The sequence below is a fragment of the Streptomyces sp. HUAS MS02 genome, from assembly GCF_055702265.1.
In genome coordinates, this window is the sequence record NZ_CM146747.1 from 368,586 (window position 1) to 383,739 (window position 15,154).

17 protein-coding genes are annotated in these 15,154 nt (G+C 71.2%); 9 read left to right on the plus strand and 8 right to left on the minus strand.

Annotated elements, in window-relative coordinates:
* Positions 1-50 precede the first annotated feature (50 nt).
* From ACZ9QC_RS01650 to ACZ9QC_RS01660, 3 genes are read left to right on the plus strand one after another with little or no spacing between them, the layout of a single operon-like run.
* A complete protein-coding gene (locus ACZ9QC_RS01650; protein ID WP_472918430.1) occupies positions 51-569 on the plus strand; it encodes a PadR family transcriptional regulator in 519 nt (172 codons plus the stop codon).
* Positions 566-1,315, plus strand: a complete 750-nt coding sequence (locus ACZ9QC_RS01655; RefSeq protein WP_472918431.1) for an ABC transporter ATP-binding protein — start codon at positions 566-568, stop codon at positions 1,313-1,315. Before ACZ9QC_RS01650 ends, ACZ9QC_RS01655 begins: the two co-directional genes overlap by 4 nt.
* Before the next feature lie 3 nt (positions 1,316-1,318).
* Positions 1,319-3,622 carry an ABC transporter permease gene (locus ACZ9QC_RS01660; protein WP_472918432.1) on the plus strand — a complete coding sequence of 768 codons (2,304 nt, stop codon included), beginning with the start codon at positions 1,319-1,321 and terminating at the stop codon, positions 3,620-3,622.
* Positions 3,623-3,656: 34 nt separating this feature from the next.
* Here the strand turns inward: ACZ9QC_RS01660 and ACZ9QC_RS01665 are convergent, their stop codons facing one another.
* From ACZ9QC_RS01665 to ACZ9QC_RS01675, 3 genes are all read right to left on the minus strand, one after another.
* Positions 3,657-4,898, minus strand: coding sequence for a phospholipase D-like domain-containing protein (locus ACZ9QC_RS01665; RefSeq protein WP_472918433.1), 1,242 nt, complete (start codon positions 4,896-4,898; stop codon positions 3,657-3,659).
* Positions 4,899-4,920: 22 nt separating this feature from the next.
* The gene (locus ACZ9QC_RS01670) at positions 4,921-5,091 is read right to left on the minus strand and encodes a hydrophobic protein (protein WP_215457531.1); all 171 of its coding nucleotides are present in this window, start codon (positions 5,089-5,091) and stop codon (positions 4,921-4,923) included.
* Positions 5,092-5,189: 98 nt separating this feature from the next.
* Entirely contained in the window at positions 5,190-6,350 is a 1,161-nt protein-coding gene (locus tag ACZ9QC_RS01675) for a PP2C family protein-serine/threonine phosphatase (protein ID WP_472918434.1), read from the minus strand.
* Positions 6,351-6,972: 622 nt separating this feature from the next.
* Here ACZ9QC_RS01675 and ACZ9QC_RS01680 point away from each other — a divergent pair.
* From ACZ9QC_RS01680 to ACZ9QC_RS01690, 3 genes are all read left to right on the plus strand, one after another.
* Complete coding sequence (locus tag ACZ9QC_RS01680; RefSeq protein ID WP_472918435.1) at positions 6,973-7,221, plus strand: hypothetical protein; 249 nt, start codon at positions 6,973-6,975, stop codon at positions 7,219-7,221.
* 153 nt (positions 7,222-7,374) lie between these two features.
* Positions 7,375-8,712 (plus strand): ferredoxin reductase family protein, encoded by a 1,338-nt coding sequence (locus tag ACZ9QC_RS01685; protein ID WP_472918436.1) that lies wholly within the window; start codon positions 7,375-7,377, stop codon positions 8,710-8,712.
* 225 nt (positions 8,713-8,937) lie between these two features.
* Positions 8,938-10,065: a glycoside hydrolase family 12 protein gene (locus ACZ9QC_RS01690; protein WP_472918437.1), complete on the plus strand. Its 1,128-nt coding sequence runs from the start codon at positions 8,938-8,940 to the stop codon at positions 10,063-10,065.
* 103 nt (positions 10,066-10,168) lie between these two features.
* Here ACZ9QC_RS01690 and ACZ9QC_RS01695 read toward each other — a convergent pair whose 3' ends face one another.
* From ACZ9QC_RS01695 to ACZ9QC_RS01710, 4 genes are all read right to left on the minus strand, one after another.
* The gene (locus ACZ9QC_RS01695) at positions 10,169-10,552 is read right to left on the minus strand and encodes a toxin Doc (protein WP_472918438.1); all 384 of its coding nucleotides are present in this window, start codon (positions 10,550-10,552) and stop codon (positions 10,169-10,171) included.
* The gene (locus ACZ9QC_RS01700) at positions 10,552-10,791 is read right to left on the minus strand and encodes a hypothetical protein (RefSeq protein WP_045561349.1); all 240 of its coding nucleotides are present in this window, start codon (positions 10,789-10,791) and stop codon (positions 10,552-10,554) included. Before ACZ9QC_RS01700 ends, ACZ9QC_RS01695 begins: the two co-directional genes overlap by 1 nt.
* A gap of 14 nt (positions 10,792-10,805) precedes the next feature.
* The gene (locus tag ACZ9QC_RS01705; RefSeq protein WP_472918439.1) at positions 10,806-11,216 is read right to left on the minus strand and encodes an ArsR/SmtB family transcription factor; all 411 of its coding nucleotides are present in this window, start codon (positions 11,214-11,216) and stop codon (positions 10,806-10,808) included.
* Between the two features lie 193 nt (positions 11,217-11,409).
* Positions 11,410-11,784 (minus strand): hypothetical protein, encoded by a 375-nt coding sequence (locus ACZ9QC_RS01710; protein ID WP_215452627.1) that lies wholly within the window; start codon positions 11,782-11,784, stop codon positions 11,410-11,412.
* A gap of 256 nt (positions 11,785-12,040) precedes the next feature.
* Between ACZ9QC_RS01710 and ACZ9QC_RS01715 the strand changes: the two genes are divergently transcribed.
* Positions 12,041-12,643: a cysteine hydrolase family protein gene (locus ACZ9QC_RS01715; RefSeq protein WP_472918440.1), complete on the plus strand. Its 603-nt coding sequence runs from the start codon at positions 12,041-12,043 to the stop codon at positions 12,641-12,643.
* Positions 12,644-12,653: 10 nt separating this feature from the next.
* Positions 12,654-13,571: a GlxA family transcriptional regulator gene (locus tag ACZ9QC_RS01720; protein ID WP_472918441.1), complete on the plus strand. Its 918-nt coding sequence runs from the start codon at positions 12,654-12,656 to the stop codon at positions 13,569-13,571.
* A gap of 33 nt (positions 13,572-13,604) precedes the next feature.
* Here the strand turns inward: ACZ9QC_RS01720 and ACZ9QC_RS01725 are convergent, their stop codons facing one another.
* Positions 13,605-14,444, minus strand: coding sequence for an endonuclease/exonuclease/phosphatase family protein (locus ACZ9QC_RS01725; RefSeq protein ID WP_472918442.1), 840 nt, complete (start codon positions 14,442-14,444; stop codon positions 13,605-13,607).
* 251 nt (positions 14,445-14,695) lie between these two features.
* Here ACZ9QC_RS01725 and ACZ9QC_RS01730 point away from each other — a divergent pair, with 251 nt between their 5' ends.
* Positions 14,696-15,130 (plus strand): VOC family protein, encoded by a 435-nt coding sequence (locus ACZ9QC_RS01730; RefSeq protein ID WP_472918443.1) that lies wholly within the window; start codon positions 14,696-14,698, stop codon positions 15,128-15,130.
* Positions 15,131-15,154: the final 24 nt, after the last annotated feature.

The window sequence follows — 15,154 nt, forward strand, 5'->3', positions numbered from 1 at the left end:
CGATACTAGGGCCTGGAACACAATACGAGGCTGCGAGGAGGACAGCTCGAGTGCGCCTGCCCCTCCTGGCCCTGCTGGCGCGCGGCCCGGCCCATGGCTACGAGCTCAAGCAGGACCTTGAGCAACTGCTGGGCGCCGCGTACCCTCAGCCGAACGTCGGCCAGATCTATGTGACCCTCGGCCGCCTCGAGAAGTCGGGCCTGATCGAGGGCGAGGAGGTCGAGCAGTCGAGCCGGCCCAACAAGAAGATCTACCACCTCACCGACGCCGGGCGGGAGGCGCTGCGCGCCTGGTACGAGGAGGCGGCGGACGAGCCGCGGGTCCGGGACGAGTTCTTCATGAAGCTCGCGCTCGCCCCGCAGACCGGTCTCGCCGACCAGATCGCCCTGATCAACAGACAACGGCGCCACTACCTGAACACCATGCGCAATCTGTCGAAGCTCTCCACAGCCGAGAACGGCCGGGACAACCGTGTCTCCCGGCTGCTGATCGAGGGCGCCATGCTGCACCTCCAGGCCGACCTCGACTGGCTGGAGCGCTGCCAGGAGGAGCTGGAGGAGCCCGGGTGAGCGACGCCCCCATCCCTGTGCTGCGGGCCGAGGGCCTCGTCAAGACCCATCACGGGCAGGGCGCGCCCGCCCATGCCGTGCGCGGAGTGGACCTGTGCGTACGGGAGGGCGAGTTCGTGGCCGTCACCGGTCCCTCCGGGGCGGGCAAGTCGACGCTGCTGCATCTGCTCGGCGGGTTGCAGCGGCCGGACAGCGGCAGCATCTGGCTGGGCGGCGAGCGCACGGACGACTACGGCGAGGCGCGCTGGGCCGTCGAGCGCCGGCGCCGGATCGGCATCGTGTTCCAGTTCTTCAACCTGGTCTCCGACCTGTCCGTCGCGGACAACGTGGAACTGCCGGCGCTGCTGGCCGGGGTCTCCGCCAAGAAGGCGCGCGCCGAGCGCGAGGAGCTGCTGGCGGAGCTTGGGCTCACGGGCAAGGAGCGCAGCATGCCGGGCGAACTGTCCGGCGGCGAGCAGCAGCGCGTCGCACTCGCCCGCGCCCTGGTGAACCATCCCCCGCTGCTGCTGGCCGACGAGCCCGCGGGCAGCCTGGACAGCAAGGGGACCCGTGAGGTGACGCGGGTGCTGTCCCGTTTCCACCGGCGCGGGCAGACGATCCTCCTGGTCACGCACGACGCCCGTCTCGCGAGCGCGGCGGACCGGGTCATCAGTTTCTTCGACGGCCGCATAGCCGACGACGTCGAGCTGGACGGCACGCCGACGCCCGGCGCGGGGGTGCCCGCCGTGCTGGAGCTGAGGGACTGACCGATGCGAGCCATGTTGCGCTGGGCGCACTCGGACCTGCGGACCCATCGCGGCGAGGCGCTGTTCCTGGTCCTCGCCACCGTCGGCATCGTCACCTCCCTGCTGCTGGCGGCGGCCCTCTTCGGCTACGCGACCAACCCCTGGCAGCGTGTCTTCACGCAGTCCCGGGGCGCCCATGTGTGGATCCACACCGCCGCCTCCGCCGAGGCCTCCGACCTCACCGCGCTGGACGACCTGGACGGGGTCGAGGCCGTCGCGGGCCCCTACCCCACCGCCGCCACGACGCTCGCCTCCCGCGGCACGCGCGCCTCGGTCGAGCTGCGCGGCACCGGCGAGCGGCCCGTCACCGGCCGCCCGCTGCTCACCTCCGGCCGCTGGCTGGATCCCGCCAGGTCGGACGGGGTGGTGCTGGAGAGCGGCCTCGCCCAGGCACTGCTGGCCGGACCCGGGGACGTCCTCACCCTGCCGGGCAGCGGCGGGACGCTGACCGTCCTCGGGGTCGCCGACAGTGCCGAGCCCGGTTACCGCAAGGGCGAGCGGCCCGGTGTGGTCTGGGCGGCGCCCGCCGTCCTGCCCCGATCCGGCGGCGCCGGCGGCCAGGTGATCGGGCTGCGGCTGACCGACCCGGACGCCACCGACTACGCCGTCCAGCGGGCCGTCACCCTGCTCGGGGCCGGCGCCGTCAGCGAGGTCTCCTCCTGGCAGCAGGCCCGGTCCGAGGCCCAGGGCGACGACCGGCTGCTCGGCCAGGTGCTGGGGCTCTTCGGGTTGGGTGCGCTGGTCGCCGCGGGACTCGCCGTGCACGGGGCGATCGGCACCCGGGTCCGGGGGCATCTGCGGGACATCTCGATCCTGAAGGCGATCGGGTTCACCCCGGGCCAGCTGGTGCGTGTCTTCCTGCTCCAACACCTCGCCTACGCCCTGCTGGGGGCGGTGGCCGCGGCGGTGCTCACCGAGGCGCTGGCGCCCCGGCTGCCGGGCCGGCTCGGGGACGCGGTCGATGTGTGGCAGGGCCTGCCGGGGCACACGACGGCCCTCGTCGTGGTGCCGGTGGCGGTGGTGCTGTTCATCGGCGCGACCACCGGCCTCGCGGCCTGGCGGGCGGGGCGGGTCCCCCCGGTGCCGGTGCCCCGGGCCGCCCTGCCGGCCGGCGGGCCGCTGTCCGCGCCGGCACGCCGGGCGCTCGCCCTGCGGCTGCCGCCCGCACTGGTGCTCGGCTGGCACAAGGCGTTCACCCGCCGACCGCGCACCCTCGCCACCGTCGGGCGGCTCGCGCTGCCGTTGACGCTGATCGTGGTGGCGATGAGTGCGTGGACGACCATCGACCGCTTCCAGGGCCACCCGGAGCGGATGGGCCTGCCCGCCGCGCTGACCGTGCGTGCCGACGACGGTGCGAACGCCGCGGCCACGCAAGCTCTCCTGGCCCGTCATCCGGACGTGACCGCCGTCCACCCCGGGGTCGAGGTGGCCGCCCTGGTGCCGGGCCAGACGGCGACGATCGCGCTGCGCGGCCTCGGCACGGACGCGGACCCCTTCCCCTTCACGCTCGCCGAGGGCCGTACCGCCCGGGGACCCGACGAGGCGGTGGCCGGGCAGGGGCTGCTGGACCTGCTGGACGTCGGCGTGGGCGACTGGGTGCGCATGACGGTGGGCGGCCGGCCGCAGATCCTGCACATCGTGGGCCGCAGCATCGAACCGGACAACGCCGGCCGCGTCATCTCCACCTCCCTGGACACGCTCCGGGAGAACGACCCCGCACTCCGCTCCACGCTCTACCAACTGCGGCTGCGCCCCGACGCCGATCCGCAGGCGGTCGCGGCCGATCTGACCGGAGCGGCGGACCGGGGACAGCTGGAGGCGCACGCCGTGACGAACCCAGCCGACGGCCTCTCGCCGCTGCGGGGTGTCGTCGTCGGTCTGCTGGGCGTTCTCGCGCTGATCGGTCTGGTCGAGCTGCTGACCGTCATCGGCGGCACGGTGCGCGAGGGCGAACGGGACCTGCTGGCGCTCAAGGCGGCCGGACTGTCCCCGCGGCAGATCACCGCGATCACCGTGACCGCCACGGGCTGCACCGCCCTGGCCGCGCTCACGGTCGCCCTGGCCCTGGGTCTGCCCCTCGCCCGATGGCTGATCGACGCGCAGGGCCGGTCGAGCGGCATCGGGGCCGGCATCGCGCAGGGGCCCTCCCTCCTGGCGTTGACCGCTTTCGGTGCTGCGGCGCTGCTGGGTGCGCTGGCCCTGGCCGCCGTACCTGCGGCTCGCGCGTCCCGCCGACGTCTCGCGGACACGCTGAGCGCGGTGGCGTAGCGGGACTCACGCGGACACCGGGACCTCGTCCCGGTCAGAGAAAGCGGCGGATGGGCCGTACCGCGGTCTCCCGGGCCCTCTGCAGGAGGGAGCGCCGCTTCCACCGGCCGGGCAGGATCGCGTCGCTCGACGCGATGTCCGCCTCGAAGTGCGCGTCGAGGGTACGGGTGAACTCCTCGTCGAGCACGGCCAGCATGATCTCCTCGTCGTGGTCGAGGGAGCGGCGGTTGAAGTTGGTCGAACCGATCAGCGCGGCGACACGGTCGACGGTGACGATCTTCGCGTGCATCATCGTCGGCCGGTACTGATGGATGCGCACTCCGCAGGCGATCAGGTCGTCGTAGTAGTGCTGACCGGCCAACTGGCAGACCCGCTTGTCGGTGTGCCGCCCCGGCAGGAGGATCTCCACCTCCACCCCGCGCCGGGCGGTGGCGCACAGCAGATCCACGAAGTACGCGTCCGGCGAGAAGTAGGCGGTGGCCAGGCGGAAGCGTTCCTCGGCGGACTCCAGCATGACGCGCATCAGGGTCTGCATGTCCTGCCAGCCGAGGCTGGCCGAGCCACGGACCACCTGGACGATCGCCTCGCCCTGCGGGCGGTGCTCGATGAACCGGTCCCGTTCGTCGAAGAGTTCGTCGTGGCACTCGGCCCAGTTCTGCGCGAACGCGGCGGCTATGCCGTCGACCGCGGGCCCGCGGACCTCGACGTGCGTGTCGCGCCACTCGTTCTCGTCACGCGCGTCACCGCACCATTCCTGGGCGATGCCCACCCCACCGGTGAACGCCGTCTCCTCGTCGACGACGAGGACCTTGCGGTGGCAGCGGTGGTTCTGTTTGAGCGGTGAGAGATAGAGCGGTTTACGGAACCACGCCACCTGCACACCGGCCCGCTCCATCGTCTCCAGTTGCTCGGTCTCGATCAGCCGACTGCCGAACCCGTCGAGGAGGAGCCGTACCCGCACCCCGGCGCGGGCCCGCTCCGCGAGCGCCTGGGCGAACTCGCGGGCGATGTCCCCCCTCCAGTACACGAACGTCATCATGTCCACCGTGTGCCGGGCACGACGGATCGCGCCCAGCATCGCGGTGAAGATCTCGTCCCCGTTGCGCAGCGGGGTGAGCGCGTTGCCCTCGGTCGCCGCGACTCCTATCAGCCGTTCCAGCCGTCGGCGCAGACGCAGGACGCGGTACTCCGCGGACGGCGTGCCAGGGCCTTCGAGCAGTCGGGGAGCCGACTCGGGCGTATGTCTTGTACCGGTCGTGTCTCGCGTACGGGTCATGGCCGTCGGCATCTCGCTCGCGTCACCATCGGTACCAGCGGCCACGGCCACCACCGGCGTGGGTGGAGCGCATCACGAAGCCCAGCAGCCACAGCACCAGGACGGCGAGCGCCACCCACCACAGCACTTCGAGGGCGAAACCCGCACCGAAGAGGATCACGGCGAGAAGCAGAACCAGAAGCAGGGGAACCATTGTCATCAACCTCCTGCGCCACCGTTTGCCCTGCCAATGCTTCACCAATCCCCCAATTTTCCTTGTTTGTGAAGGCACAACTGGGGCATGGGTGGATCTCATTCAGGATTGCCGTGCCAGTCCAGCACCAGGACCGTGGCGTCGTCCTTGAGGTGGCCGTGACAGGCGTCGAGCACGGCGGCGGTCAGGCTGCGGACGACGTCCCTCGGATGCAGGTCGCGGGTGTCCTTCAGGACCGAGACCAGATCGGCGGCCGCCGCGCCGCGGTCCTGCATCCCGTCGGTGAGCAGGATCAGGCGGTCACCGGGGCGCAGGCGCAGTTCCTGTACGCGGTAGGGGACGGGGGCCGACACTCCGAAGGGCAGGTTGACGGCGAGTGCGACCTCTTCGACGGCGCCGTCACGCAGCCGCAGCGGCCAAGGGTGTCCGGCGTTGACCAGTTCGCACAGGCCGGTCGCCAGGTCGACGCAGAGCAACTGCCCGGTGGCCAGGCCCCGGCTGTGGCGCAACAGGGCCTGGTGGGCGTGCGAGGCCTGGGCGAGGGCGTCACAGCCGCTGCGGCGCGCCTGTCGTAGCGCGCCGACCAACAACGTGGCGAGCAGGGCGGACTGGGTGTCGTGGCCCATGGCGTCGGTGATGGACAGGTGCAGGGTGTCTCGGTCGAGTGTGTAGTCGTAGGTGTCGCCCCCGATGTCGTCGGCCGGGACGAGCCCGGCCGCGAGGGTGAACTGGGCCGCCTCGCAGCAGGGCGACGAGGGCAGCAGTTGGTGCTGGATCTCGGCGGCCAGACTGGTGCGGGTGGTCCGTCTGCCCAGGTGGTACAGGTCGGTGAAGCGGCGGTCCGTGACGATGATGTAGGCCAACGCGTGGGCCGCGTCGCGGACCTGCCGGAGCACGGGGTCCGCGGTGTGCTGCAGGGTCACCTCCAGGACGCCGATGCAGTCACCTCGGTTGGTGACCGGCGTGATGACGCGCTGTCCGCCCTGTCCGTCCGGTTCCATGTGCTGGCGCTGGCTCCGCAGTACGTCGTCGTAGACGCTGCCGTGCAGATCGATCGGCTCGGTCCGGTCCACGAACTCACCGGCCGGTGCGGGGAGCCGTACGAGCCGCTGCCCCATGAGGTCGACGAACAGGAACGACACATGCTCCGCGCCCAGCCGCTTCTGCAGATCGTGCGCCACCACTTCGACGGAATCGCCGGGCGGGGCCGCCTCCGCAGCGGCCAACAACTCACCCAGTTCCAGGTCTGCACCTTCCACGACAACCTCCGATCGGTTGCCGCACCTTCTTCCCCGAGTTTTCGTGACATCACCCGACGCGCCCACGAGAAGGCGGTCACAGCCCGCGTCACGCGCGCTGCCGTGCTGCGTCCACCTGCGGGAACGCCGTACGAGCTCAACGCCGTCGTGGGACGTTTCGATCTGCTCAGGAGCGGGACCGCCGGGATGCGGGACGCGGATGTCGTCCCGCTCCGCCGGGGCATGGGGCTGGTTCCTGTCACTACCCGGCTCCTCGCGGAGCCGATCCCGAGCAACTGCTCCCACGGCGGGCCGATCGCCTTGGTGGAGGCGGACTTCCACGGAGGTGTCGGCCACCAGACCGCCGCCGTGTGGCGAACCGGCACGAAGGTCTGGGGCCCGGCCCACACCCGGGACTTCACCGGCCCACGGGAGGAGTGGCCGATCAATGCCGCGCTCGCCCTGGTCGATGTCGTGGTGGAGGGCTCCGAAGAGGCGGGCCGTCACGACCTGTTCCAGGAACTGGGGCTCGGCCGGGAACAGGACATGGGCGGCTGGCGGTCGGCCGGCCGGACCGCTCGGTGGGCGGCCGCGTACGACGAGTGGCATCGACGGCAGTCGGCGGAGCGCGAGCAAGCGGCGCGTGCCGCTGCGGAGTTCGAGAGGTGCGGGAGGCTCCCCCGACGTCCCGGTGGCGCTGGACGGCAAGGCGATCATGGAGCTGCTGGAACTGCCCCCGGGCCCGCTGATCGGTGCGGCCGCTCGCCATCTGCAGGATCTGCATCTCGCACGCGGCCCGTTGTCACAGGAAGAGGCCGAGACCCTGCTGCGGACCTGGGCCGCGGAGCAGGATTCGGGGCGCAGCGACGGCCGAACTCACGTGCTGCCGTAACGAGGAGGAACCAGTATCGGCCCAGCGGGGTCTACTTCTTGCCACGTTCCCTATTCTTGCTCCGCCCACGGGGGCTTGGCGGATTTCGAGCGCTCGGTCCCCGCGACTCGTCGGGAGCGGGCGGAACACCTCACATGGACCGAAGGGGAAGCGGTGGAGACGACGAGTACGAGGGTGCGGCACGGCACCATAGCTCCTGTCACCGCGGCGCGTTGGGCGCTGTGGACGTTCGTCGTGGTCAACCTGGCGATCGTCGAGATCCTGTTCTTCACCACGGGCACGGGCAAGAACGGGGTGCTCACGGTCGCCAAGTTCTTCGGTCTGCACGCCGCCGTGCTGATGCTGTTCCAGCTGCTGCTCGTCGCCCGGCTGCCGTGGCTCGACCGTCGTATCGGCATGGACCGGCTGACGGTGTGGCACAGGTGGGTCGGTTTCACCCTGCTGTGGACGCTCCTCACCCACGCCGTGCTGGTGGTGCTGGGCTACGCGAGGCTCGACGACGCGTCGATGGCGAAGACCTTCTTCGCGCTGGCAGGGGTGCCGGCCTCCCTGCTCGGGATGCTCGCCGCGGCGATCGTGGTCGTGGTCGCCGCGGTCTCCGCCCGTGCGGTGCGCCGACGGCTGCGGTACGAGACCTGGCACGGCCTGCATCTGCTGCTGTACGTGGCGCTGGGGCTGGCGTTCGTCCACCAGTTGCTGGAGACCACGACGTTCGCCTCCTCCGCGTTCGCGTGGGCCTACTGGTGGGCCCTGTGGCTGTTCGCGTTCGGCGCCCTGGTCGCGGGCCGGTTCGTCCTGCCCGTGTGGCGCAACGCCTACCACCGGTTCCAGGTCGCGGCGGTCGTACCGGAAACGGACGACGTGGTGTCGGTGCACGTCACCGGCCGCCACCTCGACCGGTTGCCGGCCCGGGCCGGCCAGTTCTGCGTCTGGCGGTTCCCCGGACACAACCACTGGTGGCTGGCCAATCCGTTCTCGCTGTCGGCGGCGCCCGACGGCCGGACGCTGCGACTGACCGCCAAGGCGGTCGGCAGCGGCAGCGCCGGACTGCGCGAACTCCCGGTGGGGAGCCGCGCGTTCGTCGAGGGCCCGTACGGTGCGTTCACCTCGCTGCACCGGACCCGGCCCGGTGCCCTGCTGATCGCGGGCGGGGTGGGGATCACCCCCGTCCGTTCCCTGCTGGAGGAGGAGGCGACCGGTGACGTGGTCGTGCTCTACCGGGTGCGCAGCGAGAGGGACGCCGTGCTGGTCGACGAGGTACGGGCGCTGGTCGCGGCCCGCGGCGGGCGACTGCACCTGCTGACCGGCCGCAGGGGCGAGGGAACCCCGCCGTTCGAGCCGGGCAGCCTGCGGGCTCTGGTCCCCGACATCACCGAACGCGACGTGTACGTCTGCGGCCCGCCCTCGATGACTGCGACCGTTCTCGGCGCCCTGCGTGAACTGGCGGTCCCACGACGGCAGGTGCACGCCGAACGGTTCGGCCTGGCCTGACGACACGGCCGTACGTCCCGGCGCCGACAGGGTCTCTGTCGGCGCCGGGGGCACCGCGGAGACGGCCCTGGCTCGTGCGACGAGCTGCCGCAGCAGGGTTGTCAGGGGCATGCCTGCGCTCCTACAGTCCGGAACAGAACGGAAATGGGAGCGCTCCCATACGGGGAACCGAGGAGCGCCCGAGCCACCCCATGTCCCGGCCGTACCTCCGAGAAGAGGTCCCCCATGCGACCCTCCCCCCATCTCCCGCGCACCGCGCGCGGCGCACTGGCCGCGTTCGTCACCGCGCTCGCGACCATCGCGGCGCTCTTCGCCGCCACGCCCTCGGCCCAGGCCGACACGACCGTCTGCGAGCAGTACGGATCGAGCGTGATCCAGGGGCGCTACGTCGTCCAGAACAACCGCTGGGGCACGAGTCAGCCCCAGTGCGTCACCACCACGGACACCGGCTTCCGGGTCACCCGGGCCGACGGTTCCGTCCCCACCAACGGCGCCCCGAAGTCGTACCCCTCCGTCTTCAACGGCTGCCACTACACCAACTGTTCGCCGGGAACCCGTCTGCCCGCCCAGCTCTCGGGCATCTCCAGCGCGCCGAGCAGCATCTCGTACGGCTATGTCGGCGACGCCGTCTACAACGCCTCGTACGACATCTGGCTGGACCCGACGCCCCGCACCGACGGCGTGAACCGGACCGAGATCATGATCTGGTTCAACAAGGTGGGCCCGATCCAGCCCATCGGCTCCCCGGTGGGCACGGCGACCGTGGGCGGGCGCTCCTGGCAGGTGTGGTCGGGCGGCAACGGGACCAACGACGTGCTGTCCTTCGTCGCCCCGTCGGCGATCGCGAGCTGGAGCTTCGACGTGATGGACTTCGTCCGCCAGGCCGTGTCCCGGGGGCTGGCCCAGAACAACTGGTATCTGACCAGCGTCCAGGCCGGGTTCGAGCCCTGGCAGAACGGCACCGGGCTGACCGTGAACTCCTTCTCGTCGACCGTGGAGACCGGCGGCAGCGGCCCCGGCACCCCGGGCGGCGGCACGGCCTGCGCGGTGTCGTACGCCACCACCGTGTGGCCGGGCGGCTTCACCGCGAACGTCACGGTCACCAACACCGGTTCGGCGCCCGTCGACAACTGGCGGCTGGCCTTCACGCTGCCCTCAGGCCAGAGCGTCACCGGCGCCTGGAACGCCTCCCTCTCCGCGTCCTCGGGCCCGGTCACGGCGAGCGCCCTGACGCACAACGCGACCATCTCCCCCGGTGCCAGCCAGAACTTCGGGTTCCAGGGCACCTACGGCGGCACCTTCGCCGCGCCGACCGGCTTCAGCCTGAACGGGACCGCCTGCACCCGAACCTGACCCGACCGGCGCCGGACGCCGTGCGGGCGTCCGGCGCCGGCCCGCGGCTTCAACGTCCGCCGGTGCATCGCCCCGAGGGACCGCGGCACGTCCGCCGTCCGGGTCAGATCCTCCAGGAACGCAGGGTGTCCGCGACCTCGTAGATGGTCAAGCGGCTCTCGCGGACCTTCCTGATCAGGTCCGACAGGGCGCCGTAGGGCGGATCGATGCCCTGTTCCGCCTGCTCCATGTACTGGGCGGCGACGAAGGCGGCGACGAGGCTGTTGCGGTGCGGCAGGGGCTCCAGGCGCGCGATGGTGTGCAGCAGCGCGGCCGCGCGCCAGGCGGCGTCGGGGTTCGACTTCTCCAGGGTGGGCATCCGGGTCTTGTGCCGGGCGACGGCCGCCACCAGGGCGGAGTAGTCCGTGACCGACACGTCCTCGCTGCCGAGGGCGGCCTCCTGGACGTCCAGCAGCCAGGAGACGTCGACGTACAGGGTCTCGCTCATCAGGCGGCGGTGACTCCCTGATCGCGCTGGGACGGCGGCACCTCGTCGGGGAAGGCCTCGTCGAACTCGCCGCGCAGCCGGTCCGCCCACGCGGTGGCACCGGCGACGAACCGCTTGCGGTGCATCTCACGGACCCCGAGATCGTGCATGTACTGCTTCAGGCTCTTGCCCTCGGCCGCCGCGGCCGCCCGCACACCTTCCATTTCCTCGTCCGTGAAGGACACGTTCAGTGATGGCATACCCGGCATGGTACCTACTTGGCACCAGCCTGCGCCACCGGCTGTGGCACGGGCTCGGACGCCTCCGCCGACCGGGTCCGGGGCGGGGCCGACGGGAGGTCCGCCTGCTGGAGTTCGGCGAGCAGTTCGCTCTGTCCCGCGAGCAGTTCGGTCAGGATCCGGCGGGCCGCGCGGAGCAGTTCGGCCACGTCACCGCCGGCGAGGGCGTAGCTGACGGTGGAGCCCTCCCGGATGGAGACGACGATGCCGGAGCGGCGCAGGACGCCCAGCTGCTGACTGAGACTGGACGGTTCGATCTCGATCTCGCTCAGCAGGTCGCGCACGGGCAGCGGGCCGCCTTGGAGCAGTTCCAGGACCCGGATGCGCACCGGGTGCCCGAGCATCCGGAAGAACTCGGCCTTCGCCTGGTAGAGGGGCACCTGCATGAGAATCGCTCGCTCCCTGCCGCTTTCGACGGACTCCGTGGGCACGGCGGCCTGTGTGCCACCGCAGGCCGTACTGCGTCCCCATCCTCGTGGATCCGGCCCCGCACACCCAGGGGATTGACCCGATCTGGATATGTCCACTTGAAGAAATCTTCAACTCATGGGCGTGCGAGGCCATGGAGAACGCGTTTGTCTACACGTCGAGTTCGGCCCCGATGCGCCTGAGCTGGTGGCGGGCCATGGCCAGGTTCGACTTGGTCCGGTCGAGCACGAGGTAGAGGAAGAGCCCGTTGCCGCTGCGGCCCTTGAGCGGCTGGATGATGTGGTACTGACTGCCGAGGGTGATGAGCATGTCCTCGATCGCCCCCGTCAGTCCGAGGTGTTCCATGGTGCGGGTCTTGGCGCGGATCACGTCCGTGTTCCCCGCCGCCGCGACCGTCAGGTCGAGATCCTTTCCACCCCCCAGCGTGCCCAGCGCCATACCGCTGGTGTAGTCGACGAGCGCGGTCCCCAGGGAACCCTCGATCGAGGTCATGATCTCCTTCAGGGAAATCTCCACATTGGCCATGTCGGCATCTCCTGTCGCTCGCTGCGCGGCTCGGGCAGTGCCCTCTCCGCCGGTATGAGGAACGTACGAGCTGCCCGGCGACGACACCCGCGTAGTTCCGCTACTGAACGAGGCAGTCGCACATCACCGCGCCCGCGGATCACTTGCGATCGCCTGTGTTCGCCGGGCGACCGCTCAGGGCGACTGACCGGATCGGTCCGCTCGGGGACCCGATGCGGCCTGTCGCCACCGGGTCCGTACGGCCGAGGCTGGGGACATGACCCGAGCACTGATCGTCATCGATGTCCAGGAGTCCTTCCGCGCCCACCCCCTGTGGGAGGCGGTCTCCGATCCGAAGGTCGCCGACAAGGTGGACCGGCTGGTCCGGCTGGCTCGCCGGGCCGGGGACCTGGTGGTGTGGGTCCTGCACGCCGAGCCCGGGAGCGGCGACGTCTTCGACCCGGCTCTCGGCCACGTCCGGCTGCACGCGGGGCTGGAGCGCCGGGAGGACGAGGAGCCACTGCTCCACAAGACCTCGCACAACGCCTTCAGCACCACCAACCTGCAGCAGCTCCTCACCGAACGCGGGATCCGGCAGCTCACCGTCTGCGGCATCCGCACCGAGCAGTGCGTGGAGACCACCGCCCGCCTCGCGAGCGACCTCGGCTACCTGGTCACTTTCGCCGTCGACGCGACCGCCACGCACCCGATCCCGCACCGCGACGCCCCCGCCGACCAGGCCGTCGCCGAACTGCTCGCAGACCCCCGAACCCTGCCCGCCGACGAGGTCGTCCGCCGCACCGAGTACGCCCTCGCCGGCCGGTTCGCCACCATCGCGACGGTCGACGAGCTGGAGGCCGCGGCGGACCTTCCGGCATGATGACCGCATCGTGAGCCGGATCGTCTTCTTCCTGGTGCCCGGAGTCCATCTGCTGGACCTGGCCGGCCCCGCGCAGGTCTTCTCCACCGCGGCCGACTTCGGGCACCCCTACACCCTCACCTACGTCGCCGAGCGGCCGGAGGTCCTCTCGGCCCAGGGGCTGCCCCTCACCGCACGGACCGACTGGCCCGACCTCGCACCCGAGGACCTGATCGTGGTGCCCGGCTGGCGGACCGTGACCCTGGCCGACTCGCCCGCCGTCACCGACGCCTCCCTCAGGGCGCTGACCGACCACCACGCGCGCGGCGGCACCGTGGCCAGCGTCTGCGCCGGCGCGGAAGCGCTCGGCCGGGCCGGTCTGCTCAAGGGCCGCCGCTGCACCACCCACCACGACGTGCAGGACGAGCTGGCGCTGCGCCACCCCGGGGCGGTCGTCGTCCGCGACGTCCTGTTCACCGCCGACGACCGGGTGATCACCTCGGCCGGTATCGCCAGCGGCATCGATCTGGCCCTGCACCTCGTCGCCGGACGGCACGGGCCCGCCGTCGCCGCCCAGGTCGCACGCGACATGGTCGTCTACGCCCGCCGCAACGGCGACGAGCCGCAGTCCAGCGCGATGTTCCGGCACCGGTCCCACCTCGACGACACCGTGCACCGTGTCCAGGACCTCATCGACACCCGCTTCGACCGGCCTCTCCCGCTGGCCGGACTCGCCGCGGCGGCCGGCGTCAGCGAACGCACCCTGACCCGGCTCTTCGGCCGCGCCACCGGTCTCACCCCGCTGCGCTACCAGCAGACCCTCCGTCTGGAGCGCGCCGAGCACCTCATCAGCCACGGTGCGACGATCGACGCGGCCGCCCGCTCGGTCGGCTTCGAGGACGCCCGCATGCTGCGCCGCCTGCGCGCCCGCGCGTGGAAGACGCCCTAGCGTGCATCCGGGCAGGGTGTTGGGGCGGCGGCTTCAGCCGATGTCCAGGTCGGTGTGGAGCAGGTGGTGGTCCGAGACCTCCGTGAGCCGCACCTCGTGCCGGAGCGCGGTGATGCCGCGCAGGAAGACGTAGTCGAACTTGCTCTGCCAGTCGGTGGTCACCTCGCAGTCGCCGGCCAGTGCGGGACGGCACCCGGGATCGGTGTCCGTGGCCAGCTTCCACAGCGGGGCGAGTTCGGGGGCGTCCGGCACCGCGTTGAAGTCGCCGACGAGGACGGCACGGTCGTACCGGGCCACGACCGGGGCGAGCACCCGGATCTGCCGCGCCCGGACCTCCGGCTGCTGTCGTTGGGCGAGGTGCGTGTTGAAAACCCGGACGGACCGGCCGTCGATCTTCGTGGTGACCGCCATGTATCCACGGTCCTCCGATCCGCCGTCGGGGTACTCCACGTTGACGCGGTCCGTCATCGGTGCCGCCGAGAGGATCGCCTGGCCGTAGCCGCCCGGGCTCCACGGCACGCCCCCGCAACGGTTCCAGTTCCGCAGCACGGTTCCGTACTCGACGTGGTAGACCAGCCCGTGCAGGCTCTCCAGGTACTCCCGGATCCGCTCGACGTCACGCGCGCACGCTTCCTGCAACCCGATGACCTGCGGTGCGTACCGGGCGATCTCCGCCGCCCGGTCGACGTTGCTCTCCTTGCAGGGGTTGCACATGTTCCAGGTCATCACCCGGTTCGGTACGACGTCCTTGACGGGGTCGACGGGCTGCGACCGGGCGAAGAGGCCGTCGCCGGGCGAGCTGGAGCCGAGCATCACCACACAGACCACGGCGACGGCGCCCGTGAGCAACCGCGTTCCCTTTCCGAACACCATCGCCTCCCTGCGTGGATTCCGGCGGCAACCTGCCTGTCCCTGCACGAGGTTATGGGACGAGCCTGTGAGCGGCGCGCGGCCGCCGCCGGGCGGAGATCACGTGTGCCGACGTCGGCCGGAGAGCACGGACGGCCGCTACTGGCCGATGATGTCGAGCGCGGTTCCATGGAGCAGTCACGCTCTGATCAACTTCCCCGGGCCCGCCGATATTTCCCGGGCAGGCGGTCCGGCACCCTTGCTATGGTGCGCCGATGTCATCGATCAAGACGGTCCAGGTCACCTTCGACTGTGCGGAACCCGAGCGCGTCGCTCGCTTCTGGTGCGAGGTGCTGGGGTACGTCGTACCGCCGCCGCCGGAGGGGTTCACCTCCTGGGACGAGTACGACCGTTCCCTGCCGCCCGAGCGTCAGGGTGCGGGGTTCGTGTGCATGGACCCCTCCGGGGTCGGACCCCGGATGTACTTCCAGCGCGTTCCCGAGGGAAAGGTCGTCAAGAACCGGGTGCACCTCGATGTGCGGGTGGGCACGGGGCTCGTGGAGGACGAGCGGGTCGCCGCGCTCGAGGCCGAGTGCGCACGGCTGGTCGCGCTCGGCGCGGTACGCGTACGCCTGCTGCGTGCCGACGAGTACAACGAGTCGTGCCTGCTGATGCAGGACATCGAGGGCAACGAGTTCTGCCTCGACTGAGCTTGGCCGGTCCGGTCGAGCGGC